24 protein-coding genes and 1 tRNA gene are annotated in these 25,699 nt (G+C 63.8%); 16 read left to right on the top strand and 9 right to left on the bottom strand.

Features of this window, described 5'->3' with window-relative positions:
• Positions 1–10 precede the first annotated feature (10 nt).
• From AC07PT_RS08970 to AC07PT_RS08960, 3 genes are read left to right on the top strand one after another with little or no spacing between them, the layout of a single operon-like run.
• The gene (locus AC07PT_RS08970) at positions 11–496 is read left to right on the top strand and encodes a YajQ family cyclic di-GMP-binding protein (RefSeq protein WP_019577630.1); all 486 of its coding nucleotides are present in this window, start codon (positions 11–13) and stop codon (positions 494–496) included.
• Positions 497–521: 25 nt separating this feature from the next.
• Positions 522–1,196 (top strand): retropepsin-like aspartic protease family protein, encoded by a 675-nt coding sequence (locus AC07PT_RS08965; RefSeq protein WP_494656476.1) that lies wholly within the window; start codon positions 522–524, stop codon positions 1,194–1,196.
• Positions 1,193–2,185 carry an HD-GYP domain-containing protein gene (locus AC07PT_RS08960; RefSeq protein ID WP_492346972.1) on the top strand — a complete coding sequence of 331 codons (993 nt, stop codon included), beginning with the start codon at positions 1,193–1,195 and terminating at the stop codon, positions 2,183–2,185. The genes AC07PT_RS08965 and AC07PT_RS08960 overlap by 4 nt, the downstream gene beginning before the upstream one ends.
• Positions 2,186–2,226: 41 nt before the next feature.
• Here the strand turns inward: AC07PT_RS08960 and plsY are convergent, their stop codons facing one another.
• From plsY to AC07PT_RS08945, 3 genes are all read right to left on the bottom strand, one after another.
• Complete coding sequence (plsY, locus tag AC07PT_RS08955; protein WP_492346971.1) at positions 2,227–2,859, bottom strand: glycerol-3-phosphate 1-O-acyltransferase PlsY; 633 nt, start codon at positions 2,857–2,859, stop codon at positions 2,227–2,229.
• 74 nt (positions 2,860–2,933) lie between these two features.
• Positions 2,934–3,425 (bottom strand): Cys-tRNA(Pro) deacylase, encoded by a 492-nt coding sequence (gene ybaK / locus AC07PT_RS08950; protein ID WP_019577626.1) that lies wholly within the window; start codon positions 3,423–3,425, stop codon positions 2,934–2,936.
• Between the two features lie 46 nt (positions 3,426–3,471).
• Positions 3,472–4,422 (bottom strand): LysR family transcriptional regulator, encoded by a 951-nt coding sequence (locus AC07PT_RS08945; protein WP_494656475.1) that lies wholly within the window; start codon positions 4,420–4,422, stop codon positions 3,472–3,474.
• A 180-nt stretch (positions 4,423–4,602) separates the two neighbouring features.
• On the opposite strand from AC07PT_RS08945, the gene AC07PT_RS08940 reads away from it, so the two are divergent.
• The 3 genes from AC07PT_RS08940 (at position 4,603) to AC07PT_RS08930 (ending at position 7,969) form a co-directional block, all read left to right on the top strand.
• On the top strand, positions 4,603–5,583 hold the full coding sequence (locus tag AC07PT_RS08940; protein ID WP_494656474.1) for a Bug family tripartite tricarboxylate transporter substrate binding protein: 981 nt from the start codon (positions 4,603–4,605) through the stop codon (positions 5,581–5,583).
• 180 nt (positions 5,584–5,763) lie between these two features.
• The gene (locus AC07PT_RS08935) at positions 5,764–6,474 is read left to right on the top strand and encodes a DUF6198 family protein (protein WP_492346968.1); all 711 of its coding nucleotides are present in this window, start codon (positions 5,764–5,766) and stop codon (positions 6,472–6,474) included.
• 64 nt (positions 6,475–6,538) lie between these two features.
• Positions 6,539–7,969, top strand: a complete 1,431-nt coding sequence (locus tag AC07PT_RS08930; RefSeq protein WP_494656473.1) for a M20 family metallopeptidase — start codon at positions 6,539–6,541, stop codon at positions 7,967–7,969.
• Between the two features lie 19 nt (positions 7,970–7,988).
• Here the strand turns inward: AC07PT_RS08930 and AC07PT_RS08925 are convergent, their stop codons facing one another.
• Positions 7,989–9,050 (bottom strand): aldo/keto reductase, encoded by a 1,062-nt coding sequence (locus tag AC07PT_RS08925; RefSeq protein WP_494656472.1) that lies wholly within the window; start codon positions 9,048–9,050, stop codon positions 7,989–7,991.
• Between the two features lie 198 nt (positions 9,051–9,248).
• Between AC07PT_RS08925 and AC07PT_RS08920 the strand changes: the two genes are divergently transcribed.
• The 7 genes from AC07PT_RS08920 to AC07PT_RS08890 all read left to right on the top strand — a co-directional run bounded on the left by AC07PT_RS08920 (position 9,249) and on the right by AC07PT_RS08890 (position 18,813).
• Positions 9,249–10,163, top strand: coding sequence for an alpha/beta fold hydrolase (locus AC07PT_RS08920; RefSeq protein WP_494656471.1), 915 nt, complete (start codon positions 9,249–9,251; stop codon positions 10,161–10,163).
• Between the two features lie 123 nt (positions 10,164–10,286).
• Positions 10,287–11,831, top strand: a complete 1,545-nt coding sequence (locus AC07PT_RS08915) for a methyl-accepting chemotaxis protein (RefSeq protein WP_492346964.1) — start codon at positions 10,287–10,289, stop codon at positions 11,829–11,831.
• A 181-nt stretch (positions 11,832–12,012) separates the two neighbouring features.
• The gene (locus tag AC07PT_RS08910; protein WP_494656470.1) at positions 12,013–13,674 is read left to right on the top strand and encodes an L-lactate permease; all 1,662 of its coding nucleotides are present in this window, start codon (positions 12,013–12,015) and stop codon (positions 13,672–13,674) included.
• A gap of 189 nt (positions 13,675–13,863) precedes the next feature.
• A protein-coding gene (gene prfB / locus AC07PT_RS08905; RefSeq protein WP_492346962.1) for a peptide chain release factor 2 occupies positions 13,864–14,968 on the top strand; the annotation gives its coding sequence in 2 pieces (ribosomal slippage) (positions 13,864–13,944 and positions 13,946–14,968; 1,104 coding nt in all).
• Between the two features lie 47 nt (positions 14,969–15,015).
• Positions 15,016–17,703 carry an aminopeptidase N gene (pepN, locus tag AC07PT_RS08900; RefSeq protein ID WP_494656526.1) on the top strand — a complete coding sequence of 896 codons (2,688 nt, stop codon included), beginning with the start codon at positions 15,016–15,018 and terminating at the stop codon, positions 17,701–17,703.
• Between the two features lie 14 nt (positions 17,704–17,717).
• Positions 17,718–18,725 (top strand): class 1 fructose-bisphosphatase, encoded by a 1,008-nt coding sequence (locus AC07PT_RS08895; RefSeq protein WP_492346961.1) that lies wholly within the window; start codon positions 17,718–17,720, stop codon positions 18,723–18,725.
• Positions 18,726–18,737: 12 nt separating this feature from the next.
• A tRNA-Thr gene (locus AC07PT_RS08890) sits at positions 18,738–18,813 on the top strand.
• 282 nt (positions 18,814–19,095) lie between these two features.
• Here the strand turns inward: AC07PT_RS08890 and AC07PT_RS08885 are convergent.
• The 5 genes from AC07PT_RS08885 to AC07PT_RS08865 form a co-directional block, all read right to left on the bottom strand.
• A complete protein-coding gene (locus AC07PT_RS08885; RefSeq protein ID WP_494656469.1) occupies positions 19,096–19,593 on the bottom strand; it encodes a hypothetical protein in 498 nt (165 codons plus the stop codon).
• A gap of 418 nt (positions 19,594–20,011) precedes the next feature.
• Positions 20,012–20,977: an SDH family Clp fold serine proteinase gene (locus AC07PT_RS08880; RefSeq protein WP_494656468.1), complete on the bottom strand. Its 966-nt coding sequence runs from the start codon at positions 20,975–20,977 to the stop codon at positions 20,012–20,014.
• Between the two features lie 324 nt (positions 20,978–21,301).
• Positions 21,302–22,156, bottom strand: a complete 855-nt coding sequence (locus AC07PT_RS08875; protein WP_494656467.1) for a M23 family metallopeptidase — start codon at positions 22,154–22,156, stop codon at positions 21,302–21,304.
• Positions 22,157–22,203: 47 nt separating this feature from the next.
• Positions 22,204–22,350 (bottom strand): hypothetical protein, encoded by a 147-nt coding sequence (locus tag AC07PT_RS08870; RefSeq protein WP_494656466.1) that lies wholly within the window; start codon positions 22,348–22,350, stop codon positions 22,204–22,206.
• Positions 22,351–22,812: 462 nt separating this feature from the next.
• On the bottom strand, positions 22,813–22,968 hold the full coding sequence (locus tag AC07PT_RS08865) for a hypothetical protein (RefSeq protein WP_494656465.1): 156 nt from the start codon (positions 22,966–22,968) through the stop codon (positions 22,813–22,815).
• Positions 22,969–23,408: 440 nt separating this feature from the next.
• Here AC07PT_RS08865 and AC07PT_RS08860 point away from each other — a divergent pair, with 440 nt between their 5' ends.
• From AC07PT_RS08860 to AC07PT_RS08850, 3 genes are all read left to right on the top strand, one after another.
• Positions 23,409–23,645 (top strand): hypothetical protein, encoded by a 237-nt coding sequence (locus AC07PT_RS08860; protein WP_494656464.1) that lies wholly within the window; start codon positions 23,409–23,411, stop codon positions 23,643–23,645.
• A gap of 8 nt (positions 23,646–23,653) precedes the next feature.
• Entirely contained in the window at positions 23,654–24,721 is a 1,068-nt protein-coding gene (locus tag AC07PT_RS08855; RefSeq protein WP_494656463.1) for a tyrosine-type recombinase/integrase, read from the top strand.
• A gap of 127 nt (positions 24,722–24,848) precedes the next feature.
• Positions 24,849–25,094 (top strand): hypothetical protein, encoded by a 246-nt coding sequence (locus AC07PT_RS08850; RefSeq protein ID WP_494656462.1) that lies wholly within the window; start codon positions 24,849–24,851, stop codon positions 25,092–25,094.
• The last annotated feature ends 605 nt before the right edge of the window (positions 25,095–25,699 follow it).

Here is a 25,699-nt window from a genome sequence, read left to right as displayed (position 1 = left end):
TCATCCCGTCATGCCCTCATTCGATACCGTCTGCGAAGCCAATCTGGTGGAAGTCAAAAATGCCGTTGAAAACGCGGCCAAGGAAATCAGCACCCGCTTCGATTTCAAGGGCACCTCCGCCGCCATCGAACTCAAGGACAAGGAAATCACCCTGTTCGGCGACGCCGAGTTCCAGCTCGACCAGGTCGAAGACATCCTGCGCAACAAGCTGACCAAGCGCAATGTGGACGTGCGCTTCCTCGACAAGGGCGCGGTCCAGAAGATCGGCGGCGACAAGGTCAAGCAGGTGGTCAAAGTGCGCAATGGCATCGAATCCGAGGCTGCCAAGAAGATCCAGAAGCTGATCAAGGACAGCAAGCTCAAGGTTCAGGCCGCCATCCAGGGCGATGCCGTGCGTGTCACCGGCGCCAAGCGCGACGACCTGCAGACCGCCATGGCCCTGATCCGCAAAGACATCACCGACATCCCGGTCGACTTCAACAACTTCCGCGACTGATCCTCTGCGCATGCCCCACCGGTTCATGCCGCCCCCCTCACTGAGGCCCCGACTTGTCGGCCTGGCCCTGGCGGGGCTGGCTTTGGGCCTGTGCCTGCCGGCGACAGGCCAGGTGGTCCTGTCCGGCATCCTCGGTGGAAAAGCTTTGTTGCTGGTGGGGGCCTCCGCCCCCAAGGCCGTGGCCCTGGGCGAGACCTTTCAGGGCGTGCGGCTGGTGTCCCTTGACAAGGACAGCGCCGTACTGGAGCAGGACGGCCAGCGCTTCACCCTGCGACTGGGCGAGTCGCCGGTGCAGCTCAAGCCCGGCAGCGCGGCGGCGCGCCCGGCCAATGGCAAGCAAATCACCCTGACCTCGGACAGTGCCGGACATTTCAAAAGCCAAGGCGCCATCAACGGCCAGATCATGCAGTTCGTGATCGACACAGGGGCCACGGTGGTGTCCATCGGCCGCGCGGACGCCGAACGCATGGGACTGGCCTTTCTCGGTGGACAGCCAGTACAGATGCAGACGGCCAACGGCACGGCGCAGGGTTGGCGCATCCAGCTTCAAAGCGTGCGCGTCGGCGATGTTGAAGTATCTGATGTGGAGGCGGTTGTCACCCCCATGGCCATGCCGGTGGTACTGCTGGGCAACAGCTTCCTGAATCGGTTCCAAATGCACCGGGTCAGTGACCAGATGGTGCTGGAAAAGCGGCTGTGAGCGGCGACACCCTGCCCATGCACTTGGCCCAGGAGGGTCCGAGCGAAAGCTATGAGGACCTGCTGAGCCAATGGAGCGACCTGGAATCCGGGCTGGGCATGCTGCTGGCCGTGCCCGACAACGTTGAAGGCTTTCATCAAAAACTTCGACAGCACGACCGCTGGATGCAGGAACTGCTCGAGCAGGATGCCGACACCGCGCTATACCTGCTGTTCCAGATGGCGGGCACCTCGATCGCAGGCTACAGCACCACCCACTCCCTGGTGTGCGCGGCGCTTTGCCACATCATCGCCCTCGAGTTGCAACTGCCCGCCGGGCAACGCGACAGTCTGGTGGCCGCCGCCTTGACGATGAACATCTCGATGACGGCGCTGCAGGACGAACTGGCCGAACAGACCACGCGCCCCTCGGTCGAGCAGCAGACCAACATCGACGCCCACTCGGTCAAAAGCTGCATGCTGCTGGCCCGCGTGGGCATCAAGGATGAACTCTGGCTGGCCATCGTGGCCTCGCACCACGAGAACCTGCCCATGACGCTGCCCGGCAGCGCGCCCGACCCGATGCTGCGCCTGACCCACATCCTGCAGGTGACCGACCGCTATGCGGCCATGATCAGCCCGCGGCGCTCGCGTCCGGGTCGCAGCGTGACCGACTCGCTGCGCGCGGTCATCAGTGCCAGTCAGGGGCGCCATGACGACGTGGCCCAGGCCTTGGTACGGCATGTGGGCCTGTGCCCGCCAGGCACCTACGTGAGGCTCGACAACCAGGACCTGGCCGTGGTGCTGAGGCGCACCGCGCAACTCAACCAACCCCTGGTAGCCAGCCTGATCGACCCGCGGGGCGAGCCCTACCCGCACCCTCGTCTGCGCAACATTGCCCTGGGCGAGCAACGCATCCAGGCCGCCGTGCCCTCCGATGCCGTCAAACTCATGATCAACCACGCGGTCATGATCTCGGTGGCCCGCTCGCAACAGCCACGCAGCTACTGACAGGCTGCGGCTGACGGGTTCCAGGCACCAGGCCCTGGGCCTCAGGATTTCTTCTTCTGCCCCAGACGTGACTCAGTGCCTGCCAGCAGGCGCTGGATGTTCTCGCGATGCCGATACACCAGGAAAGCGGCCATGGCCACCAGGGCCAGCAACTCGGGCGTCTCGGCATACCAGGCCGTGCCACTGGCCAGCACATAGACCAGCGGAGCCGCCACGGCCGCCGTCAGTGACGACAGTGACGAATAGCGGAACAGCACCGCCATCAGCAACCAGATCGCCCCGGCCGCCAGGCCCAGCACGGCATCAACGCCGAACAACACCCCGAGCGCCGTGGCCACGCCCTTGCCCCCCTGAAAGCGGAAGAACACCGGGTACAGATGGCCCAGAAAGGCCGCCAGCCCCACCAACGCGACCGTCCCGTCGTCCAGGCCCCAGCGGGGGCCGTACCAGCGCACCAACACCACGGGCAGCCAGCCCTTCAAGGCATCCAGCAACAGGGTGACGATGGCTGCAGCCTTGCTGCCCGAACGCAGCACATTGGTGGCGCCGGGGTTCTTGCTGCCGTAGGTGCGCGGGTCATTCAGGCCCATCACGTGGCTCACGATGACGGCAAACGACAGCGAGCCGAGCAGGTAGGCCAACAGCGTGGCCGCCAGTGTGTAAAGAATCTCCAACTTGTTCTACCTCTGTGCTATCTGCAAAAAGCCCTGAGCCGGCCGCAGATGCGCCCGGTTCAGGTCCAAGACGCTCATTCTGCCAGCGCGCACTGCACCGGCCGGGCACCCAGTTGAGCCACGCACACCTGAGGGTCGATGCCGACCAGAAACCCGCGGCGCCCGCCGTTGATGCAGATGCGGGGCAAGCCCAGGATGGTTTCCTCAATGTAGACCGGCATTTGCTTGCGCGTTCCGAAGGGCGAGGTACCCCCGACCAGGTAGCCGCTGTGCCGGTTGGCCACCTCGGGTGCGCAGGGCTCCACCGACTTGGCCCCGATCTGGCGCGCCAGGTTTTTGGTCGACACCTTGCGGTTGCCATGCATCAGCACCACCAGGGGCTTGGCATCCTGGTCTTGCATGATCAAGGTCTTGACCACGGTGTAGGGGTCCTGCCCCAGCACCTCGGCGCTGTGCAGGGCGCCGCCGTGCTCCAGGTACTCGTAAGGGTGTTCGGTGTAGGCCACCCGGTGGGCCTTGAGCCACTGGGTGGCGGGTGTTTCGGAGACGTGTTCTTTCTTGGCCATGGACAGTCCCGGGCCCATCGGCCCGGCAAACAACAGGGTTGAGATGTTACGCCTTGGCCACCGGCGCGCGGCGCGGTGCCCTGGCGCGCACCTTGCGCTTGCCGAACTGCCCCACTCCGGCCACCAGCAGGTCAGCCAGGGCCTGCACCGGGGGCAGCAAAGGCCGCCCGCTTTGTGCCAGCAGGCACAGCCGCCGTTGCTGCAGGCCGGGCTCGGCAAATGGCACGGCCTTGAGCTGACCTTGCTCCACCGCGTGCGACACCGTCAGGTAGCCCGCGGGCAACACATCCAGCTCACCCATCATCGACATCAGGGCGGGCGAGAAGTTGCTCACCAAGGCCGGTGCATATTGCAGCCCCTGCAGGGCGCAGCCCTGGTCGAACAAGCGACGGCTGGTGGTGCCCGGTTCACCCAGCAGCAGCGGGTAACGCACCGCTTCGGCCAGCCGCACACGGGGTTTGGCCGCCAACGGATGAGCGGGGCGCATCACGGCCAGCACCGGGGCCAGCACGGTGTGCAGCACCTCCACCTCCTTCTCGGGACTGAGGCTGTACTTGAGCCCCAGGTCCACCTCGCCCTGGCGCAGCAACTGATTGACCTGATCAGGAGCCACCACCTGCAACGTCAGCTGGGCCCCTGGGTGGGCCTGTCGAAACGACTGCAATGCGCCGGCCACGAAGCCCGCGGCGAAACCTTCGGTACAAGCCAGGCGCACCCGCACCCGACCGGCCAAGCCGCCCAACTGCTCCAGCACGAACTGGCCTTCTTCGGTGGCCGACGACAGATGGGCCAACAGGCGTTCCCCAGCGGGGGTGGGCGTCATGCCCCGGTGAGCGCGCTCGAACAAGGCCAGGCCCAACGCGTCTTCCAGCAGGCTGACCTGGCGGCTGACCGCTGAAGCCGCGACATGGAGCTGGCGCGCGGCCTCGCTCACGCTGCGGGTGCGGGCGACCACCGCAAAGTAGCGCAAGGGCAGGCTGAACAAGGGCAGTTTCACGGCAGGTCCTTTGGCATTCAACGTTCTGATCAAAGCAACGTTGCTTTGTGAATTCTCTAATGAGAGCAAGCATGTTTCATGCCCTGACAAACCCTCACTCGGCTTCTAATGGAGCCCAGCAAGTCTTCATCCCCCCTCTGTTGAGCGCCGCAGCCTCTGCCGCGGCAAAAAAGGAATGCCATGCAACGCCGCTGTGCCCTTTCCCTTCTGGCCCTGGCCGGATGCGCCAGTCTGAGCCAGACCGCCCTGGCCACCGCCGAGCCCTGGCCCAACCGGTCGGTGCGCATCGTGGTGCCTTTTCCACCCGGTGGCGGCACCGACATCGTGGGTCGGGCCCTCGGGCAAGCCCTGTCACCGCGCCTGGGTCAGGCAGTGGTGATTGACAACAAGCCCGGGGCCTCGACCCTGATCGGCACCGAAGCCGTGACCCGATCCGCCCCCGACGGCTACACCTTGCTGGTGTCAGGCTCGACCACCTATTCGGTGAACCCGGCCCTGAAGCCCCGGCTGAACTACGACCCCTTCAAAGACCTGAGTGCCGTGGCCGTGCTGGCCCGGGCCCCGCTGGTGGTGGTGGTGCCCGCCCAGTCACCCTTCAAGACCTTGCCGGAGCTGCTGAATGCTGCTCGGCGTCAACCCGGCTCGGTGCGTTACGCCACCTATGGCAGTGCCACCGCGCCCCACCTGGCTGGCCTGCTGCTGGGCTTGAGTGCAGGCGTCACGCTGCAAGACATCCCCTACAAGGGCAGCGCCCAGGTCAGCTCAGCCCTGATGTCGGGCGAGGTCGAGGCGACCTTTGACACCGTGGCCAGTGCCGGCCCCCTGATCAAGGCGGGCAAACTGCGTGCGCTGGCCACCCCCAGCCGCGTCCGGGTGAGCTCGCTGCCCCAGGTGCCCACGCTGACCGAGCTGGGCCTGCCCGACGCCAGCTTCGAGGGCTGGTACGCCATGGCCGCGCCGGCCGGCACCCCCGCCCCCGTGCTGGAACGCCTGGGCCGTGAACTGCGTGCAGTGATGGCCCTGCCCGAAGTGCAAAAGCAGTTTCGCGCCCAGGCCCTGGAGCCGGTGTACCAGGACCCGGCCACCATGACCCGGCTGATGGAGCAAGAGATCACCCAGTTCCGCGCCGCTGCAGCACGCGCCCACCTGACACTGGAGTGATGCCGGGCATGCACACCCCTCTGGCAGCGGTGCGGCCCGACAGGTCGAACCCTGCATTTCCGACAAAGTCTGATCCGGATCACGCCTTCGGGCACCGCCCTGTGGTCTGCTACCCGGCTTTCCACGGCCTGGCCTCGCTCTTGCTGCAGGCCGTGCACGACTTTTCGGACAATCCTCGCCATGAACACACCAGAACCTGCCCAGACAGTGGCGCCGATCGCCGCGCCAATGCCACAACCGGGAGCCCCCGAATCTCCCCCAGCCGCAGCGCCCGCGCCGAGTTCACCCGTCAGCGGTGTGGCCCCCCACAGCCTCACGGAAGACGCCTTCGCGCTGTTCTCAGCCACCCTGCTGATCGCCCTGGGCGTGGCCATCTATGGGCACGACCACCTGCTCACCGGGGGCATGGCCGGGCTGGCTTTCATCGTGCATTACGCCAGTGGCATCAGCTTCGGCAAGGTGTTCTTCGTGCTGAACCTGCCCTTTTACGTGCTGGCCTGGCGCCGCATGGAGCGCGCCTTTGTGCTCAAGACGATCGTGGCGGTGGCCCTGCTGTCGCTGCTGGCCGAATGGACCCCGCACTGGATCAGCTTTGCGCAGCTCGACCCGGTCTATGCCAGCGTGCTCGGCGGCGTGCTGCTGGGCGTCGGCTTCTTGATGCTGTTCCGCCACCGCGCCAGCCTGGGCGGGGTCGGCATCCTGGCATTCTACCTGCAGGAAAGCCGGGGCTGGAAGGCCGGCCATATCCAGATGGCCATCGACTGCGCCATCCTGCTGCTGGCCCTGTGGACGGCACCGCTGCCCAACGTGGCCCTGTCAGTGGCCGGCGCCGTGGTGCTGAACCTGATCCTCACCATGAACCACCGCAAGGACCGCTACATCGGCTCCTGACCCTCCCCACCCTCGTGTTCGCCGGGGTGTCGGGGCGGCCCACCCACCTCACCGAAAGCCCGACATGACCCGAGACCAATTGATTCAGCAAGCCCGCCACGAACTCGACAGCGGCGCCCTGGCCGCCACCCTGGCGCGCCGGGTCGCCTGGCGCACCGAAAGCGATCTGGGGGCCGATGCCACCGAGGCCTCGCGGGCTGCCCTGCTCGGCTACCTGAGCGACGAGATGAGCCCCGTGCTGCAGGCGATGGGGTTCGAAGTGCAGATCCTGCCCAACCCGGTACCCGGTGCGGGCCCCTTCCTGCTGGCCCGCCGCATCGAAGACCCGGCTGCCCCCACCGTGCTCACCTATGGCCATGGCGATGTGGTCAACGGCCAGAAGCCGCAATGGCGCGACGGCCTGGACCCCTGGCAGTTGAGTGTCGAAGGAGACCGCTGGTATGGCCGCGGCACCGCCGACAACAAAGGCCAGCACAGCATCAACCTCAGCGCCCTCGCCCACACCCTGCAGGCCCGCCAGCAGCGCCTGGGCTACAACCTGACCGTGCTGCTGGAGATGGGCGAGGAAGCCGGCTCCCCCGGCCTGGCCGAGTTCTGCCAACAACACCGTGAGGCCCTGCGCGCCGACCTGTTCCTGGCCAGCGACGGCCCGCGCGTGCATGCCGAGCGCCCCACCTTGTTCCTGGGTTCGCGGGGCGCCATCAATTTCTCACTGCAGGTGCAGCCGCGGCCCCGGGCCTACCACTCAGGCAACTGGGGCGGGGTGTTGAGCAACCCGGGCACCCGCGTGAGCCACGCGGTGGCCAGTCTGATCGGGCCACAAGGCGAAATGCGCGTGGCCGCCCTCCGTCCACCAGCCCCACCTGAACGCCTGCGCCAGGCCCTGCTCGACCTGCCGGTGGGCGGTGGCACCGATGACCCCGAACTCAGCCCTGGCTGGGGTGAGCCGGGCCTGACGCCGGCCGAGCGCCTGGTCGGCTGGAACACGCTGGAGGTGCTGGGCCTGGGCGCCGGCTCGGCCGTGCGGCCGATCAATGCCATCCCGGCCTCGGCCGTGGCGCACTGCCAGCTGCGCTTTGTCGTAGGCACCGACTGGCAAAACGCCGAGCAGCACCTGCGTGAGCACCTGGATGCGCACGGCTTCACCGACGTGCGGCTGGACATGGGCATGCGCTGTGCCGCCACCCGCCTCGCCCTGGACAACCCCTGGATCGACTGGGCCCTGGCTTCGATGCAGGCCAGCACGGGCAAGCCAGCCAGCCTGCTGCCCAACCTGGCCGGCTCCTTGCCCAACGACATCTTCTCGGACGGTCTGGGCTTGCCCACCTTGTGGGTGCCGCATTCCTACCCGGCCTGCGCACAGCACGCCCCGAACGAGCATCTGCTGGGCTCGGTGGCACGCGAGGGCCTGGCCCTGATGGCCGGCTTGTTCTGGGACCTGGGCGAACCTGGTGCGCCTTGGCGGACCGGGGCGCTGACCTCGGCAGCCGCCTGAGCCTTGCCCGCCGGGCTGATCAGATGGCGGGGTCGCGCTGCTCCCAGCGGATGGCATCGATCGCTGCCAACAGCTCGGGCGACAGCGTGGTGCCCCAGGCCGCCAGGTCTTCATCGAGCTGGGCAACCGAGGTCACACCGATGATGGTGCTGGCCACCTGCCACTTGGTGTAGCAGAACGCCAGGGCCAACTGGGTGGGCGTGAGGCCGTGCTCGCGCGCCAGCGCGTTGTAGCGTCGGGCGGCCTCCAACGCCTCGGGGCGGCCCCAGCGCTGCTTGCGCACCGACTCATAACGGGCGATGCGCCCATCCTTCGGGGCCTCAGGACCTTCGATACCACTGGCGTCGTATTTGCCGGTGAGCAGCCCGAAGCCCAGCGGCGAATAGGCCAGCAGCGACACATTCAGGCGCTGGCAGCTTTCGTCCAGGGCGTTCTCGTAGCTGCGGTTGATCAGGCAGTACGGGTTCTGCACGGTGGCCACGCGGGGCAGACCATGCTGTTCGGCCAGGCGCACAAATTCGTGCACGCCATAAGGGGTCTCGTTGGACAGGCCAACATAACGCACCTTGCCAGCCTTCACCAGGCGACCCAGGGCCTCAAGCTGTTCATGGATCGAGGTGACCGAGCGCTCCTTGCTGGGGTCGTAATACATCGCACCGAAGGCGGGCACATGACGCTCGGGCCAGTGGATCTGGTAGAGGTCGATCACCTCGGTCTGCAGTCGGCGCAGGCTCGCGTCGCACGAAGCCGCGATGTCAGCTGCTGTCATGCCCGCGCCCTCTCGGATCCAGGGCATGCCGCGCGAAGGGCCTGCCACCTTGGTGGCCAGCACCACCTGCTGGCGAGCACCGGGGTTCTTGGCGAACCAGTGGCCGATGATGGTTTCAGTGGCGCCGCAGGTCTCGGCACGGGCGGGCACCGCATACATCTCTGCGGTGTCCAGAAAATTGACGCCTGCCGCCAATGAGCGGTCCAGGATGGCATGAGAGGTGGCCTCGTCGACCTGCTCGCCAAAGGTCATGGTGCCCAGGCAGATGGGCGTGACGTGCAGATCGCTTTGTCCAAGCTGGACTTTGTTCATGAAAACTCCGATGGGTCTGTCTGATGAAAATCTGGGCCGCTGAGGGCGCATGCCATGGGCCCACCCAAAGAACGGCAGCCCTGGCGAACAACGGCGGCAAAGAGTGTACGGGCGGGCAGAATTTTCTGCTGGCCCGTGCCACGACCTTGTCCTGGAGTTGACTGACGCCCGTTTGGCGCGTTCCGTATGATCCGCGCGATGTACCAGCCCAAACGACTCTCCCGCAGCGAATTCGTGCCCATCCGGGGCCTTCAATACCATGTGCGCGTCTGGGGCGAGCCGCAGGCCGGCCAGACCCCTCTGGTGATGGTGCACGGCTGGATGGATGTGGCGGCCTCCTACCAGTTCGTGATCGACGCCCTGCCCACCGACCGGTATGTGATCGCACCCGACTGGCGCGGCTTTGGCCTGACCACCGGGGCGGTCTGCGACCACTACAGTTTTCCCGATTACCTGGGCGACCTCGACTTTCTGCTTGACCGCTACACCGGCACACAGGCCGTCGACCTGGTGGGCCACAGCATGGGCGGCAACGTGGCCATGATGTACGCAGGCGCGCGTCCGGAGCGCATCCGCCGCCTGGTCAACCTGGAGGGCTTCGGCATGCCCGCCACCCGCCCGGCTCAGGCACCTGGGCGCTATGCCCGCTGGATGGACGAACTCAAGAAAGTTCACTCGGGGGCCATGGCCCTGAAGGGTTACGACGGCCTGGACGGCGTCGCGCAGCGCCTGATGAAGACCAACCCCCGCCTGGGCCCCGACAAGGCCCAGTGGCTGGCCCAGCACTGGGCCCACGAAGTGACTGGCGCCGACGGACAGCCGCAGTGGCAGATCCTGGGTGAAGCGGCCCACAAAGTCACCAGCGCGCAGCTGTACCGGGTCGATGAAGCCCTGGAGCTTTACGCGCGCATCAGTGCCCCGCTGCTGGCGGTTGAAGCCTCTGACGACAGCCTGGGTCAATGGTGGAAAGGCCAGTACACCCTGGATGAATACCACCAGCGCCTGCAACGGGTACCCGACTGCCGCGTGGCCCGCATCGAAGACGCGGGGCACATGCTGCACCACGACCAACCCGAAGCCCTGGCAGCACTGGTGGCGGGTTTTCTGGGATGAATCATCACAGATCGCACCATTTCTCATTAATTTCTGCACAATGAAGCTCGCTGGCGCGGGCATTTGAGACAGCGTGGGATGGTGGCAAGTCGGCTCTCGCCAGAGCTTGAGGAGAACCGCACCATGCGCCTGAGCATCAAACTGCCACTGGCCTTTGCCAGTGCCCTGGCCGCCCTGCTGGCAGCCGCCCTGTTCGGACTGGTTCAGCTGAACCAGTCCATCGGCGTGTACCGGGAGGTGGTGCAAAGAGACCACGACAACGCCATTGGTGCGGTCCAGCTCCTCAGTGAGTTCAAGGTTCAGATCCAGGAATGGAAGAACGTGCTGCTGCGAGGCCAGGACCCCGCACAACGCGAACGCTATTGGGGGGCCTTCCAGAAGCAGGAAGCCCTGGTTCAGCAAAGCGCACGCGCACTGGCCGCCCAGGTCGACCAAGCTGACGCACGCGCCCTGCTGGAGCAGTTCAGCCAGACCCACCAGAACATGGGGCAGGCCTATCGCCAAGGGCTGCAGGCATTTGAGCAGGCCCAGTTCAACCCCGCTGCCGGCGACAAGGCGGTCACAGGCATCGACCGGGAACCGGCCCGCCTGCTGGACCAGGCCACCGCCCTGATCAGGCGCGCCAGCGAAGCATCCGGCGAGGCCGCGGCCAGCCACGCCCGGGCCAGCACCTGGATCAGCCTGTCGGTGATGGGGCTGGTGTGCCTGCTCAGCGCGGTGGGTGCGCTGTGGTTCAGCCGCTCGGTCACACGCCCGCTGGGCCATGCCGTGAAAGTCACCCGCGCCGTGGCCGATGGCGACCTGAGCCTTGCGCTGAGGGCCACAGGCCGGGATGAGGTGGCAGAACTGCTGCAGGCCATGTCCGACATGCAGGCGCGCCTGTCCCAGGTGGTCAGCACCGTGCGCTCAGGGGCCGAGGGGGTGGCCCATGCCAGCGCCGAGATCGCGGCCGGCAACAACGACCTCAGCCTGCGCACCGAGCAGCAGGCCTCAGCACTGGAGCAGACATCGGCCTCGATGGAGGAAATGGCCGCCACGGTGGAGCACAACGCAGACAACGCACTGCGCGCCGATGCTGTGGCACACCAGGCCTCCAATACGGCGCAGCGGGCTGGCGGGGCCGTGCAGTCGGTGGTGAACTCGGTCCTTCAGATGCAGCAAAGCGCCCACCGGATTGCCGACATCACCGGGGTCATCGATGGCATTGCCTTTCAGACCAACATCCTGGCGCTCAATGCCGCCGTCGAGGCTGCTCGGGCTGGGGAACAGGGCCGTGGGTTTGCTGTGGTGGCGGGTGAGGTGCGGGTGCTGGCCCAACGCAGCGCAGCGGCAGCCCGCGAGATCAAGCAACTCATCCAGACCAGCCATGAACAAGTGGAGCAAGGCGCCCAGGTGGCCGGACTGGCCGGCTCGACCATGACCGAGGTGGTCAGCGCGATCGCCGACGTGACCCGGCTGGTGGCCCAGATCAGTGCCGCCAGCAAAGAACAAAGCCTGGGTGTGGCCCAGATCGGCCAGGCCGTGCAGCAACTGGACCAGACCACGCAACAGAACGCAGCCCTGGTCGAACAAGGGGCCGCGGCCGCCCAGAGCCTGCAGCAGCAAGCCACAGCCCTGGTCGGTTCGGTGGCCTTCTTCAAGACCCACCCCCAGGTAATCACCGGTTGACAAAATCACGTCAAATTTCTTTATTTCCAGCAAAAACCACCCGAAAAGGCCTTAAAAAATTTTTGCAACATTCGGTTGAAATTTTTTCATCAGATCTGAGACCTTGTGACAGCTTCTCGACAGCCACAAATCGGTTGACCTCGATAAAGTTGCGCCGCCCCATCAACAACAGGAGACAAAAATGGTTTGGCAACAGGTTTACAACCCGACAGGCAACATGGTCCTGTCCACCTTGCTGGCCGCCGTGCCGGTCGTGGTGATGTTGGTCGGTCTCGGCTTTCTGCACCTGAAAGCCCACATCGCAGCCGGCCTGGGCCTGCTCAGCGCCTTGGCAATCGCGGTGTTCGCCTTCGGCATGCCGGCCGAGATGGCTGGCAAAGCGGCCTTTCTGGGCGGGCTGACCGGCTTGCTGCCGATTGGCTGGATCGTGCTGAACATCATCTTCCTGCATCAGTTGACCGAACAAAACGGCAGCTTCAAGGTGCTGCAGGATTCGATTGCCGGCATCACCGAAGACCGACGCCTGCAACTGCTGCTGATCGCCTTTGCCTTCGGGGCCTTCTTTGAAGGTGCGGCCGGCTTCGGCACCCCGGTGGCCGTGACCGCGGCCATCCTGATCGGCCTGGGCTTCTCGCCGCTGGCAGCCTCGGGCCTGAGCCTGATCGCCAACACCGCCCCGGTGGCCTACGGCGCCCTGGGCACCCCGGTGATCACCTTGGCCAAGGTGCACGACTACGATCTGGCCGCCGTGTCGGCCATGATCGGCCGCCAGTTGCCCTTCTTCTCGCTGCTGGTGCCGTTCTGGCTGATCTGGGCCTTTGCCGGCTGGAAAGGCATGAAGCAGATCTGGCCCGCCCTGCTGGTGACCGGCCTGAGCTTCGCCATCCCGCAGTTCCTGGTGTCGAACTACATGGGCCCCGAACTGGTCGACGTGATTGCGGCCATCTGCTCGATGGCCGCCCTGGTCACCTTCCTGAAGTTCTGGAAGCCGGCCCAGATCTGGACCTCGGTCTCGCTCAAGGGTCATGAGACCACCGGTGGCCAGGCCCAGAAGCCCGTGGCACCGATCAAGCACCCCACCTCGGCCGTGGTCAAGGCCTGGACACCCTGGGTCATCCTGACCGCCTTTGTGTTCGCCTGGGGCCTGCCGGTGACCAAGACCCATCTGAACGGTCTCTTCTCACCCAAGTTCGCCATTGACGGCCTGCACAAGCTGATCGAGAAAATGCCCCCCGTGGTGCCCAAGCCCACGGCCGAAAGCGCCGAGTACGTGTTCAACCTGCTCTCGGCCACCGGCAGCGGCATTCTGCTGTCGGCCCTGATCGGCGGCCTGGTGATGGGCTATGGCCTGCCCGCGCTGGTGAAGTCCTATGGCAAAACCATCTGGCTGGTGCGTTACTCCTTGCTGACCATCGTGCTGATGCTGGCCCTGGGCACGCTCACCCGCTACTCGGGCGTGGACACCACCCTGGGTCTGGCCTTTGCCGCCACCGGCGTGTTCTACCCCTTCTTCGGCACCCTGATGGGCTGGCTGGGCGTGGCCCTGACCGGCTCCGACACCGCGGCCAACGTGCTGTTCGGCGGCATGCAGAAGGTGGCTGCCGACCAGTTGGGCCTGTCGCCCAACCTGATGGGTGCGGCCAACAGCTCGGGCGGCGTGATGGGCAAGATGATCGACGCCCAGTCGATCGTCGTGGCCTCGACGGCCACCCGCTGGTTCGACCACGAAGGCGACATCCTGCGCTACGTGTTCTTCCACTCGGTGGCCCTGGCCTGCCTGGTGGGCCTGTTCGTGACGCTGCAAGCCTATGTGCCGCCCTTCACCCTCATGGTGATCCACTGAGCTGCGGGGCGCCGGCCCCTGCCTCTGCCTGCCTCCAGGACCGCTTCGGCGGTCCTTTTTTATTTGGGCCGGAAACCGCCCCGCCAGGAGTCCTGTCACGACCCGTGAGAAAATGCAGGGTTTGCATGCCCAGCCATTGGCGCCCGGCGCCCCCTCGGCATGCCCCCGAACACTCACAGGATAAAAATCATGGAAGCAGAACGCGTCAACCTCATCGGCACCACCCTGGCAGACCTGAGCCAGCGCACCGAAGAGTTACGGAGGTATCTTTGACTACCCTGCCAAAGCTGAACGCCTGCGCACGGTAACCGCCTCGCTGGAAGACCCCAACGTCTGGAACGACCCCAAGAAGGCCCAGGAACTGGGCAAAGAGAAAAAGGCCCTGGACGACGTCGTCCTGGTGCTGGACCGCCTGAGCAGCGAACTGGCCGACAACACCGAGCTCTACGACATGAGCAAGGAAGAAGGCGATGAGGCCGGCCTGGAGACCATCGAGGCCGAGTGCGCCCAACTGACCCAGAGCATCGAGCAGCTCGAGTTCCGCCGCATGTTCAATCAGCCGGCCGACCCCAGCCCCTGCTTCCTCGACCTGCAGGCCGGTGCCGGCGGTACCGAAGCCTGCGACTGGGCCAGCATGCTGCTGCGCCAGTACCTGAAGTACGCTGAGCGCAAGGGCTTCAAGGCCACCGTCGAAGACGAAACCCCGGGCGACGTGGCCGGCATCAAGAGCGCCACCATCAAGATCGAGGGCGAATATGCCTTTGGCCTGCTGCGCACCGAAACCGGTGTGCACCGACTGGTGCGCAAGAGCCCGTTCGACTCGTCGGGCGGCCGCCACACCAGCTTTGCCAGCGTCTTTGTGTACCCCGAAATCGATGACTCGATCGAGATCGACATCAATCCGGCCGATGTGCGCACCGACACCTTCCGCGCCAGCGGCGCAGGCGGTCAGCACATCAACAAGACCGATTCGGCCGTGCGCCTGACCCACATCCCCACCGGCATCGTGGTGCAGTGCCAAGACGGCCGCAGCCAGCACAGCAACCGTGACGTGGCCTGGAAGCGCCTGCGCTCGCGCCTGTATGACCACGAGATGCGCAAGCGCCAGGAAGAACAACAAAAGCTCGAAGACAGCAAGACCGATGTGGGCTGGGGCCACCAGATCCGCTCGTATGTGCTGGACCAGAGCCGCATCAAGGACCTGCGCACCAACGTCGAAATCTCCAACACCCAGAAGGTGCTGGACGGCGATCTGGATGCCTTCATCGAAGCCTCGCTCAAGCAAGGCGTCTGACCCCACCAGCCCCAGCCGGCACCCCGGCCCACAGGAAGAAACACATGATGCGAGAAGGACAAGCCACGGCCATCCACCGTGCAGACTACACCGCTCCCGCGTACTGGATCGACACCGTTGAACTGACGTTCGACCTCGATCCGGCCAAGACCCGCGTGCTCAACAAGATGCGCCTGCGCCGCAACGCCGAGGTGGCCAACCAGGCCCTGCGCCTGGACGGCGAAGAGCTGAACCTGGCACGCGTGCTGGTCAACGGCCAAGGCACCTCGTTCAAGATGGACGGCAACCAGTTGGTGCTGGAAAACCTGCCCGAAGGCCCGGACGCCTTCGATCTGGAGATCTTCACCACCTGCAACCCGGCCAAGAACACCAAGCTGATGGGCCTGTACGTCAGCAACGACTCGTTCTTCACCCAATGCGAGGCCGAAGGCTTCCGTCGCATCACCTACTTCCTGGACCGTCCCGACGTGATGGCCAGCTACACCGTGACCCTGCGCGCCGACAAGGCCAAGTACCCGGTACTGCTGTCCAACGGCAACCTGGTCGAGCAGGGCGAACTGGAGGAAGGCCGCCACTTTGCCAAGTGGGTTGACCCACACAAAAAACCCTGTTACCTGTTCGCCCTGGTGGCAGGCAAGCTCGTGGCACGTGAACAGCGCATCCGCTCGCGTGCCGGCCATGACCACCTGCTGCAGGTGTTCGTGCGCCCTGGCGACCTCGACAAGACCGAGCACGCCATGAACTCGCTGATGGCCAGCGTGGCCTGGGACGAGGCCCGCTTCGGCCTGCCGCTCGACCTGGAACGCTTCATGATCGTCGCCACCAGCGACTTCAACATGGGCGCCATGGAGAACAAGGGCCTGAACATCTTCAACACCAAGTACGTGCTGGCCAACCAGGCCACCGCCACCGATGCCGACTTCAGCAACATCGAAAGCGTGGTCGGGCACGAGTACTTCCACAATTGGACCGGCAACCGCGTCACCTGCCAGGACTGGTTCCAACTCAGCCTCAAAGAAGGCCTGACCGTCTTCCGCGACCAGGAGTTCAGCCAGGATCTGGCAGGCAGCCCCTCGGCCCGTGCGGTCAAACGCATCGAAGACGTGCGCGTGCTGCGCACCGCACAGTTCCCCGAAGACGCTGGCCCCATGGCCCACCCGGTGCGCCCCGACAGCTACATCGAGATCAACAACTTCTACACCGTCACCATCTACGAAAAAGGTGCCGAGGTGGTCCGCATGATGCAGACGCTGGTGGGCCGCGAAGGCTTTGCCAAGGGCATGAAGCTGTACTTCGAACGCCATGACGGCCAGGCTGTCACCTGCGACGCCTTTGCCCAGGCGATCGCTGATGCCAACCCCGGCTCGGAACTGGCCCAGCGCCTGCCCCAGTTCAAGCACTGGTACAGCCAGGCCGGCACCCCCCGTGTGCAGGCCCTGGGCCGCTACGACGCGGAAGCCCGCACTTACACGCTCACGTTGAGCCAGCAATGCCCACCGACCCCGGGCCAGGCCCTCAAGGAACCCTTTGTGATTCCGCTGAACCTGGGACTGCTCGACACCCTGGGCCGTGAGATGCCTCTGCAGCTGGCCCACTGGCCGCAGGCCGAAACCGGCACCCGCACCTTTGTGTTGAGCCAGCCCAGCGAGACACTGACCTTCGTCAACGTCGACAGCGCCCCCGTGCCCTCACTGCTGCGTGACTTCTCGGCCCCGGTGGTGCTTGACTATGCCTACAGCGACGACGAACTGCTGACCCTGCTGGCCCATGACAGCGATGCCTTCAACCGCTGGGAAGCCGGTCAACGCCTGGCGCTGGCCCGCGCCATCAAGGCCATCACCGCCGAGCAAGCCCCTGGCGCCGAAGTGCTGGACGAGGCCTACCTGCGCGCCATGCGCCAGGTGCTGGCCGACCCCCACCTCGATGCCGCCTTCAAGGAACTGGTGCTGACGCTGCCGTCCGAGACCTACCTGGCCGAACAGCTGGACGTGGTCGACCCACAACGCATCCATGCCGTGCGCGAGGCCATGCGCGAGCAACTGGCACGCGCCCTGCAGGCCGACTGGCAGCAGGCCTGGGAGGCCAACCGCGACACCGGCGGCTACCGCCCCGACCCCGAATCGTCGGGCAAGCGGGCCCTGGCCGGCTTGGCGCTGACCATGCTGTGCCTGGCGGCGCGCCACAGCGGCGACACCGTCTGGCCCGGCAAGGCGCTGCAGCGCTTCAAGGACGCGGGCAACATGACCGACCGCTTCAACGCCCTGAGCGCCCTCGTGATCAGCGGCCACGAACTGGCAGCCCCCGCCCTGGCGCGCTTTCATGCCCTGTTCAAGAACGAGGCCCTGGTCATCGACAAATGGTTCTCGCTGCAGGCCGGTGCGCCCGATCGCAACGGCAACGTGCTGGGCGCCGTGCGACAACTGATGAGTCACCCCGACTTCAACCTGCGCAACCCCAACCGGGCCCGCAGCGTGATCTTCAGCTATTGCAGCGCCAACCCGGGCGCCTTCCACCGCAGCGATGCGGCAGGCTATGTGTTCTGGGCCGATCGCGTGATCGAACTGGACGCCATCAACCCGCAAGTGGCTGCCCGCCTGGCCCGCGCCCTGGATCGCTGGAAGAAGCTGGCCGAACCCTACCGCAGCGCCGCCCGCGAAGCCATTGCCCGCGTGGCCGCCAAGGCCGAACTCAGCAACGACGTGCGCGAGGTTGTCACCCGCGCACTCGCCGATTAAGGAGAGAAATCAACATGGCATCCAGAATCAGCCTGACCCGCTTCCTCGTCGAGCAGCAACGCGTCGACGGTCACATCCCATCGCAACTGCGCCTGCTTCTCGAAGTGGTGGCCCGCGCCTGCAAGAGCATCAGCCAGGCCGTCAACAAAGGCGCCCTCGGCGGTGTGCTCGGTAGCGCCGAAAGTGAAAACGTTCAGGGCGAGGTGCAGAAAAAGCTTGACATCATCGCCAACGAAGTCCTGATCGAAGCCAACGAATGGGGCGGCCACTTGGCAGCCATGGCCTCCGAAGAGATGGACAGCATCTACCTGGTGCCAAACCGTTACCCGCAGGGCGAATACCTGTTGTTGTTCGATCCGCTCGACGGCTCGAGCAACATCGACGTCAACGTGAGCATCGGCACCATCTTCAGCGTGCTGAAGAAGCCTGAAGGCTCGCCTGGCGTGACCGAACAGGACTTCCTGCAGGCCGGCGCCCAACAGGTCGCGGCCGGCTATTGCGTCTATGGCCCCCAGACCACCCTGGTGCTGACCGTGGGTGACGGCGTGAGCATGTTCACCCTGGACCGCGAACAAGGCTCGTTCGTGCTGACCCAGGAAAACGTGCGCATTCCCGCCGACACCAAGGAATTCGCGATCAACATGAGCAACATGCGCCACTGGGACGAGCCCGTGAAGCGCTACATCGACGAATGTCTGCAAGGCCAGGAAGGCCCGCGCGGCAAAGACTTCAACATGCGCTGGATCGCCAGCATGGTGGCCGATGTGCACCGCATCCTGACCCGCGGCGGCGTCTTCATGTACCCCTGGGACAAGCGCGAACCCAACAAGCCCGGCAAACTGCGCCTGATGTACGAAGCCAACCCCATGAGCTGGCTGGTCGAACAAGCCGGCGGCGCTGCCACCAACGGCCGTCAACGCATCCTCGACATCCAGCCCAGCCAGTTGCATGAACGCGTGAGCGTGGTCCTCGGCTCAAAAAATGAGGTCGACCGCATCACCAGCTACCATACCCCGCTATAATGGCGGGCTAACGCCGGTGTAGCTCAGTCGGTAGAGCAGCTCATTCGTAATGAGAAGGTCGGGTGTTCGATTCATCTCTCCGGCACCAAGTCTGACAAGGAAACCCCGCTATCGAAAAGGTAGCGGGGTTTTTCTTTTCCTGGATCATGTAAGGGCGGATGTAAGACGATTTCTGAAGTCCATTCGCTCCACCTCGCTCACGTAGGTCATCTCATGGACCAACTTTCCCAACTCGGCATCGAACTGCCCAGCATGGCCTACATCATCGGCGCCGTGCTGTTCGGCCTGGTGGGCAGGGTGGCCTGGCGTCATGTCCAGCGCACCAAAAGCAAACCCGCCGTAGCGGGTTGTGCAAGGGGCAGTCAAAAATCTACTCATCACCGGATGGCGCGGGCTTGGGAATGTCCTTCTTCAAGAATCCCATCACTGCATACCCAATGATTGCAACCAGCGTTCCGCCAGAGAACCAAGGTAACTGCATGTACGCAAAAAATGCCGAAAGCGCCATGCCGAAAAAGATAACGGCAAGTGCCATCCAGTCTCTGCGACGGTTGTCGATACCTTGCAACTCCAAGGCACGCGCTTGTACTTCTATCATTCCTCGCTGCTGGTCTGCCAAAGCATCCCTGAGCTTGCGCTCTGAGTCGGAATTTTTCTCGAAGACAGCAAGCACCCGCTCAGGCGCATCTGGCACCAACTCCTTGTACTTCCGGAGCACCTCTGGATCGAAGATCGTCGTGACCTGCTGGTGAACGATTTGCTGCAGTTGCTGGAACTGCGGGGCGGCGGCCCCCGGGATAGCTTGGCTGATGGGGCTGAGCCGCTGCTCAGCTGGCGGCTTTGGCTGATTGGGCTTGCTTTTTGCCATTTGCAGTGACTGTCACGTAGGCCGAGTGAAACTGGCGGGATGTTGCAGACATTGCAGCGTCAGTGACGCCTTGGCTCATGGCCATTTGCAAGACGCTCGTGTCCAACGCAGGAATCTGATAAACAGTCCTGCGATGCGCAAGGAAGCGCGGCATAGCGACAAAGATCCTGCTCATAACGTCATCGGAGGTTTGAACCACACTGCGTGGGCCATGGAGGTGAATTTAGCACATGGTGTTAACACCCGCCAGAAAAGGTGTAACGCTTGGCACTTGGCCGGATCAACCCTTGCGGGCTTGCTCAGGGAGGAAAAGCAAGGCCAGCAGATGGGCGGGGGAGGATGAAAAAACGCCCCGTGGTGGACTTCGCAGGGTAGTCGCTGCCCGAATTAGACGACTTCTTGAAAAAAAGCTTTCAAATCAAGCATCCGGTTGCTGAGGGGGGCTGTCCTCCCCTGCGGGTTCGTCGGGCTGCCCAACTGCGCCGGCCTCATTCGCTTGGTTATCTCCGCCGACCGCAGGCTCGCCTGCCGGAGCGACTGCTGGACCAGCATCGGGGTTTGGTGTGTGTTCATCTTCATTGACATCCCCTTTCAATTCGAAACCTACTGTGAACACTTCAATCTTCGGTACACGGGCGTTAATGTTCTCTTCAGTTGCGGCTCGAACAGCTTCGCTGAAGTCTCTCAAGAATCCGGTCGGCTTCACGACCCTGAAGAACAATGTCTTGGCCTCTTTTCGGTCAATCACGAAACCGTGAGACGGGTAGCCGTTCACCAGTTTTTGAAGCCCGTCAGGCCGCAAATTTTTACTCTTCTCTGCCAGCCTAGTTCCGTACTCAAACGCCACTTCTGTGGCTCGCTGCATCTCAGCCAGTCTGACCGGGTCAATTTGGGCCGTAATAGGCTCAAAAAGCCCAGTAGTGAGTCTAGATGAGATGTCTGACGCCACCTTAGTGGAAAGCCCCATGTCCTGCGTCAGCCCCACCAGATAAGTCTGAAACGCTGAGAGCGTCTGGTTCTGCAGATAGTTCACTGCCTGGATGATGTCAAGCCCAGAATTTCTGCCAACGACCTCGTCGTTCTTCTTTACCTGGATATCTAACGGCCCCAACTCACTCATGTCATCGAGGTACAACGTCTCCGCCCCCAAAGCAATTAGTGTGCCTGCACTTTTGCAATACCTCGGCACGAGGACGTCAAAACCTTCGTACACATGCTGCAACGCTCTGGCGATCCGGAACCCTGCATGGGGGTCGCCCCCTGGCGTTGCGAGCACTAATAGTGCTCGCTCTGACCTCTGTTTTATCTGTGCAATTTTTGTGCAGGCAAGCTCGTAGCCGGGGACACTCACGCTCCCGGAATAAATCAGCACATCTGTCGGCAAAGTTATCTCCCTGTGTACTTCAGTAGGACTCCGTCAGTCCGATAAATGATCGATGCTGACCTAAGATTTTTTTTTAGCATAACCCGGATTTTTGAATTTGTATCCGTATGTACAAGCAAGCTTGAGCTGAAATCCGCACAGACTTTGAAGGTTTCAAGACAAACCTGACCCACTGCAATTGAGGGCCAGGCGGCCCCGATCTATACAGTCGAACGTCTGATAGTGCAGAGTCCCAGAGAGGTCCGCGCAGTGCCTGAGATAGACCTCGCGGATGTGGGGCGGCCACGCGCCGATCGAATCCAGCGCATCGTCCTTGGCGTGGCTCTATCTCCAGAGCTCGAGCCCAGCCCTTGGCGCAATCACGCCAGGCGCCCCCGAACGCTTGAAGACGAACGGCACCGAAACGGCCTCAAAGTGGTCTCCAATGGCCCTGGTGACCTGCACAGCGAAATGCAGGTGTGGTGCTGTTGAATACCCGGTGTTGCCAGAAAGCCCGAGCATTTGACCTTCAACGACCCTGGCCCCAGGTCGAACCAGCACGCCGTTTTGCTTCAAATGCCAGTACAAGGCCTGGGTGCCATCGTCGTGCAGCAGTCGGACATAGTTGGCCTCGCCTGCATACGTTGGCTCCATGCCGCCTTTATCACTGCCCAGTCGGGTGTCGATGACGGTGCCGGCCCGGGCGGCCAGGACGGGCGTGCCGATGGGGACGGGAATGTCCACGGCGTACCTTGAGAAGCCGTTTTCGTGACTGGTGAGCGGGGCACCCGGCCCCTGGCTGATGCGTGTGCTCTGTACCGGGTCAACAGGTATTCGGTAGGGCCATTCCCCGGTGGGCTGGGCTTTGAAGTCACCGACGAGATGGTGATAGATGTACCGAAAGCCCCAAGGCGCTTGAGACCTGGCCGCGGCCAGCGTGGTGATGACCTCCGTTGATCGCGGGGGAATGACGGTCGCCATGGGCAGAGGCCGAGACGCCGTGACGTTGCTGCTTTCAGTGAGCCGCACCATGATCGAGACTGGTGCATACCCTTCGTTCTGAGCAACTAGGCGCTTCCCGTCAACGACGTCGACCTCTCGCACGAAGAACGGGTAAGGGATGTCTGCACGGGCCGCCTGCGAGCAGCCCAGACAGATCAAGACCGCCAGCGCAGTCAGTGCCGAACGTGCGGGCGACACCTGCCGTTGCGGCCATGGTCGAACTCCAGCGAAGCACGCCACCACACTCACCCTCGCAGAACGTCGCTCGGCGCCTGGTTGATCGTGGTCTCCGGCTCATCTGCCGCCGGCTCTGTGCTTGCCAGGCCATGCAGTTCGTAGCCGATCCACAGGAGGGCCAGCACCTGGGCAATTCGAATCACACGGTCAATCAATGGAGTCTCCGGTTGGGTTTGGCGTGGGATCTGGGTGCAGATCCTGTGCCCCAATTGTCCACGGTGAGCTGACCGCAGTCCTGCGGACTCTCGGCCATCAAGCGCAGCAGCCCGGGGACCGACAGGGGCATGGCAGGCGGTGCCGCCCTCGGAAACGAGGCGGCCCACCGGACGGTCTGCAGCGGCTGGAAGTTTGCCAAATTGCTCGACTTGCAACATTTCGCAAGCTCTCGGGCTGGCCAACGTCCAGCGCCCGTTGTCATGGCAGGCCGCAGCGCTCACGGCGCCGGCCGGGCTGGCCAAGGGCACCGCGCCGTAATGCGCCTCGAACAGGCGCTGCCTAGCCTGCCCCTCCAGCACCTCAGCACCCCGCAGCCGGGCCGCGCGCGGCGAGTGGCGTCGGGGAACCTGCGTGGGTAAACTGGCCAGACAAGACCAGAAAACAAGGGAGTGGTCATGGCCTCATGCGCCTACTGCAACACGACGATCCTCTTTGGCGGGAAAAGGCAAGATGGCATGCGTTTTTGCAATGCCAAATGTGCAGAGGGGGGCAGGCTTTTGAGCATTGGCCGCCAATTGCCTGCAGACGATGTCCTTCGCTTTGTGCGGCAAGTTCATCAGGGCAACTGTCCTCGGTGCCAGGGTGAGGGGCCTGTGGACGTCTACAGGTCATACCGGGTCTGGTCCGCGCTCTTTCTGACATCATGGTCGAGCCGTCCAGCTGTGTGCTGCAGGTCGTGTGGCACCAAGAAGACTATTTTGGACACCCTGTATTCCACTGCATTGGGGTGGTGGGGCGTTCCATGGGGCGTGGTGATGACGCCAGTCCAGATCGTTCGGAACATCAAAGCACTGATCCAGCGTCCAAGCCCGATGGGGCCTACCGCCGAACTTGAGCGCATGGTCCGCTTGCACATGGCCTCGTCGATCGCCAAGGCCCACAAAAATTCGAACTAGGACTGCAACGTCCGAGGCCCTCGATGCTGCATCGACCCTTTTGACCGTTCGTGCCGGTTGCCAATGGTGTGATCGGTTCCCTCACGCAAACCCCGAATCAGATGCCCACCCCCCACCTGACTGACGCAGAGATCGACGACATCTGCGCCGGCCTCAAGCAGAACGCTGCCAAGATTCGATTCCTGCAAGGCCTGGGCCTGCAGGTGGACAGAAAGCCCAACGGCCGCCCCCTGGTGGCCCGCGGCGAATGGGACCGCTGCTTTAACCCCACTCCGTCGCCAGCTGTAGCCGCCCCCGTCCGCGCCAATGGGCCGCGCTGGAAGAACATCCCCACCTGAAAGCGCTCATGGGACGAAATCGAGAACTACCCAGCGGCACGGGGCTTCTGCCCCGGATGGAGGCGCGCCCCTGGTCCAACGGCAAGACCATCACCTACCGCTACCACCCGGTGGGCAAGAAGCCCATCAACCTGGGCACCGACAAGATTGAGGCCATTCGCAAGGTGAAGATCCTCAACGCCGAGGGCGAATTCACCGCGCACGCCAAAGGCACCCTTCTGTGGGTCTGGGAGCGCTTCAAGGAATCCACCAGGTGGAAGAAGCTGGCAGAGGGCACCCAGGGCGACTACGAACTGGCCTGGAAGCAGATCAACGTGCGCCTGGGGGAAATGCACATCTCTACCATCACCCCCGTTGATGTGGCCATGTACGTCCACCAGGAGCGCGCTGGCTCGCCCCGGCGGGCCGACATCGAGAAATCGCTGCTGTCGCGCCTTTTCGGACACGGCATTAAGCTGGGGGTGTGCACCACCAACTCGACGATCGGTGTGGAGCCACATGGCAGCGAGGCCCGAACGCATGCGGTACCGCCCCAGGTGCTGGCCAGGTTCCTCAATTGGATCAACCAGCAGACCCCACAGCGGCGAATCATCGGCATGGCGGCCGAGTACGCGAGCTTGGCAGGCAGCCGCAAGGTGGAGTTCCTGGAATTGGCCTGGTCGCAGATCGATGAGGACGAGGGTGTGTTGCGCACCAGGCGAGCGAAGCAGCGTGGCGCCAAACGCGGCGAGGTCATTGAGGCCCTCGAGATATCACCTGCTTTGCGGAACTTGATCGACCGTCTGAAGGCCTTGAGAACTGAGCGCGGCCTGGACTGCCACTACGTGTTCCCCAACAGAGACAACAACGCGTACACCGACCGGAGCTTCAAGACATTGTGGCAACGCTGCATTGCCCAAGCGCTGGAAGACAAGGTGATCTCAGAAAAGGACCGCTTCACCTTCCACGATCTGCGCGCCTACTACGTCACTGCCCACAAACAGCGCCTGGGCGTCCTACCAGACCTGCACACCAACCCTGATGTGACTGCCCGCGTGTACGACCGAAGCAAGGAAGTCCGGCGCAGCTCCCTCTGAAAGGGGGGGGGCAACATGGGGTTTTCTTGGGGTTCTGCAGCACCCCAGGCGCCCGGGACAACCCTTGTTTGCACCGCCTAAATGGCGAGGCATCATGTGTACCAAAAGGTTACAAAGGGGAGAAACAATGAAAAGCGCACTGATCGTGATCGCGGCAGCTCTGGGCATATGCAGCAGCACAGCCGTCCTGGCCAAGGGCAACAGTCACAGCCACAGCAGCGGTGGCAGCCACTCCGTGAGCGGGCACGTCACCAAAAACGGCACCTACGTGGCGCCGCACCACGCCACCAACCCCAACAGCACGAAGTCGGACAACTGGTCCCAGAAGGGCAACGTGAACCCCTACACGGGCAAGGAAGGGACCAAGCAATGAAGCGCAGGCAACTTGGTGGGGGCCTTCTGGCCGTTCTGCTTGCCGCCATGGCAGCTCAGGCCCAGGCCCGTGGCGGCCGCCGGGGTTGCGGCTCTCGTGGAGGGCCGGGGTATCGCAAAGCGAATGGGAAGTGCGCCAGTCACAAGGACTGAGGCTTCCACCGCCGGCCTGGTGCTCATGGCCATCAAGCTGGCCCCACGCTTGGGAAAGCGGTACATCCAGTACGTCTGGCCGTTCTGCGGGTGGACGTAGGGGGTCTCATTTCCAGAAATGACACCCCTTTCGACCAGCGACCTGATGGTGGTCATGGTGGGCGCTGACTGCCGACGAAATTCGCCGGCGCAAATCTGCTCTGGCCACAGGCACCACCTCAAACCGCTGATCGTCGGCTCACTTTTGAGCCGACGTTGGCAAACACCTCGAAGCTGAGGTGGTCGGAGGTCTCCTCAATTTTGAGGACACCCCATGAGAACTATCGTCACCTCGAAAGTGAGGCCACGATGGGGCCGGCTCACTTTTGAGCCGGCTGGGGGTTGGTCCAGATTTGGGCACACCCCGTGGGAGTGGCCGGCCGGCCGAAAACTCAGCCGGTTGGGTGTGCTCAG

It is taken from the genome of Curvibacter sp. GW821-FHT09D12 (assembly GCF_059416245.1).
The sequence above is the reverse complement of the archived record's forward strand: the minus strand, read 5'-3'. Positions and strand labels throughout refer to the sequence as shown.

Coding starts and splice junctions, on each gene's coding strand:
- AC07PT_RS08915 (WP_492346964.1), top strand. CDS start 10,287: ATGCGCCTGAGCATCAAACTGCCACTGGCCTTTGCCAGTGCCCTGGCC.
- AC07PT_RS08920 (WP_494656471.1), top strand. CDS start 9,249: ATGTACCAGCCCAAACGACTCTCCCGCAGCGAATTCGTGCCCATCCGG.
- AC07PT_RS08940 (WP_494656474.1), top strand. CDS start 4,603: ATGCAACGCCGCTGTGCCCTTTCCCTTCTGGCCCTGGCCGGATGCGCC.
- AC07PT_RS08970 (WP_019577630.1), top strand. CDS start 11: ATGCCCTCATTCGATACCGTCTGCGAAGCCAATCTGGTGGAAGTCAAA.
- AC07PT_RS08855 (WP_494656463.1), top strand. CDS start 23,654: ATGGGACGAAATCGAGAACTACCCAGCGGCACGGGGCTTCTGCCCCGG.
- AC07PT_RS08935 (WP_492346968.1), top strand. CDS start 5,764: ATGAACACACCAGAACCTGCCCAGACAGTGGCGCCGATCGCCGCGCCA.
- AC07PT_RS08925 (WP_494656472.1), bottom strand. CDS start 9,050: ATGAACAAAGTCCAGCTTGGACAAAGCGATCTGCACGTCACGCCCATC.
- pepN (WP_494656526.1), top strand. CDS start 15,016: ATGCGAGAAGGACAAGCCACGGCCATCCACCGTGCAGACTACACCGCT.
- ybaK (WP_019577626.1), bottom strand. CDS start 3,425: ATGGCCAAGAAAGAACACGTCTCCGAAACACCCGCCACCCAGTGGCTC.
- AC07PT_RS08910 (WP_494656470.1), top strand. CDS start 12,013: ATGGTTTGGCAACAGGTTTACAACCCGACAGGCAACATGGTCCTGTCC.
- AC07PT_RS08850 (WP_494656462.1), top strand. CDS start 24,849: ATGAAAAGCGCACTGATCGTGATCGCGGCAGCTCTGGGCATATGCAGC.
- AC07PT_RS08860 (WP_494656464.1), top strand. CDS start 23,409: ATGCCCACCCCCCACCTGACTGACGCAGAGATCGACGACATCTGCGCC.
- AC07PT_RS08930 (WP_494656473.1), top strand. CDS start 6,539: ATGACCCGAGACCAATTGATTCAGCAAGCCCGCCACGAACTCGACAGC.
- AC07PT_RS08885 (WP_494656469.1), bottom strand. CDS start 19,593: ATGGCAAAAAGCAAGCCCAATCAGCCAAAGCCGCCAGCTGAGCAGCGG.
- AC07PT_RS08895 (WP_492346961.1), top strand. CDS start 17,718: ATGGCATCCAGAATCAGCCTGACCCGCTTCCTCGTCGAGCAGCAACGC.
- AC07PT_RS08865 (WP_494656465.1), bottom strand. CDS start 22,968: ATGAACTTGCCGCACAAAGCGAAGGACATCGTCTGCAGGCAATTGGCG.
- AC07PT_RS08965 (WP_494656476.1), top strand. CDS start 522: ATGCCGCCCCCCTCACTGAGGCCCCGACTTGTCGGCCTGGCCCTGGCG.